2 protein-coding genes are annotated in these 1,161 nt (G+C 48.1%); both read right to left on the reverse strand.

Translation table 11 applies throughout. The features are described 5' to 3' along the window. Nucleotides 1-528 precede the first annotated feature (528 nt). Complete coding sequence (locus F2P45_RS34240) at nucleotides 529-927, reverse strand: hypothetical protein (protein ID WP_166882662.1); 399 nt, start codon at nucleotides 925-927, stop codon at nucleotides 529-531. A gap of 19 nt (nucleotides 928-946) precedes the next feature. Then, nucleotides 947-1,161, reverse strand: a 215-nt coding sequence (locus tag F2P45_RS35840) for a hypothetical protein (RefSeq protein WP_223164915.1), incomplete at its 5' end; no start/stop codon positions are given.

A 1,161-nucleotide genomic window follows, 5' to 3' on the forward strand; every position in this document is an offset into this window, starting at 1 on the left:
CGGCAGCGGTCTGGGGGCGCATATCGTGTACAACCTGGTGACCGGGCCGCTGGGCGGGTCGGTCAAGGTGGACAGTGCGCCGGGGGAAGGGCTGCATTACCGCTTGCGGTTTCCGCAGAGCCGGAAGTAAGCAGGGCGCTCCAGCGTGGAGACGCATGGGGACCTCGAAAAACCTACTGCGCGGCGCAACTTTCGCCCTGTGATGCTCACCGTCCTTCGTACGGCTGCGCTTCTCAGACGACATTTACACCGCTCGCTACGGTTTTTCGAGGTCCCCGCATGTTGTTCGCTAAAGTTAACAATGTGAAGGACTGCGCCGCCGATATGACTCGGGCAAAGGTCGGTCCATCTGGAGGATTCTTCGCATGGGCACTGCTAATTGATAGCACCGGAACCGAGCGAAGGGCAATTTCCGCACATTTCCGCTTTGCTATTTTATTCCACAAAACCCATGTGCGATGAAATCCCCTGCGTTGCTCAGAGTATATCGTTGCGTGTCGAGATAGTGCGAAATTCCTCCGTGGAGGATTATTTTTTTTTCTGCATCTCGGATTCCAACCGCAATTTCAGTGCTCTAATTTTTGGAGTTATTGCAAATGCGTCTTCTAATGAGCTTTCTTCAACAGTCCAATACTCTATCAAATCCCAGTGAATTTTATGATTTTTGATAAGCAAATCAAAAATTCGTTTTACTTGGAGTTCGTTGATGGATGCTTTTTCATAGCCATTTGCTATGTCAAGCAATAATGTCATCATTATTTCTTTTTCGCCCATTGAGCACGAATTTTCTAGGTAGTAGGTGATATATTTTTCCACCCACTCTGTAGTTCTGAAGGTTTTGGGTAGCTCATATTCCCAGTCCTGTGAAAATGGGCCTGGTTCAGGTAAGCCAAGTCTATCGCAGATGAGTTTGTTTGCTTCGTTCATATATATCCTTCGTTTGCAATTAATGTGGATGTTGGGAGTTAAATGGAAAAGCAGTGGAAATTGAGCCATCCTCTATGACAAAAATCATTGCTTTATCGCTTTTTACTTCAGGGCACCTCGAATTACCGGTAAATCCCGCGTAATCGCCGGTCGCGATGCCGGCAGATGCGTTTTTTGATGTCAGACCGAGCTGCTTCCCGCCCATTTTATGGGCGCTGAACCTCATTTTGTGCA

Source organism: Massilia mucilaginosa (assembly GCF_011682145.1).
GTDB classification, from domain to species: domain Bacteria; phylum Pseudomonadota; class Gammaproteobacteria; order Burkholderiales; family Burkholderiaceae_D; genus Telluria_A; species Telluria_A mucilaginosa.

Coding starts and splice junctions, on each gene's coding strand:
- F2P45_RS34240 (WP_166882662.1), bottom strand. CDS start 927: ATGAACGAAGCAAACAAACTCATCTGCGATAGACTTGGCTTACCTGAA.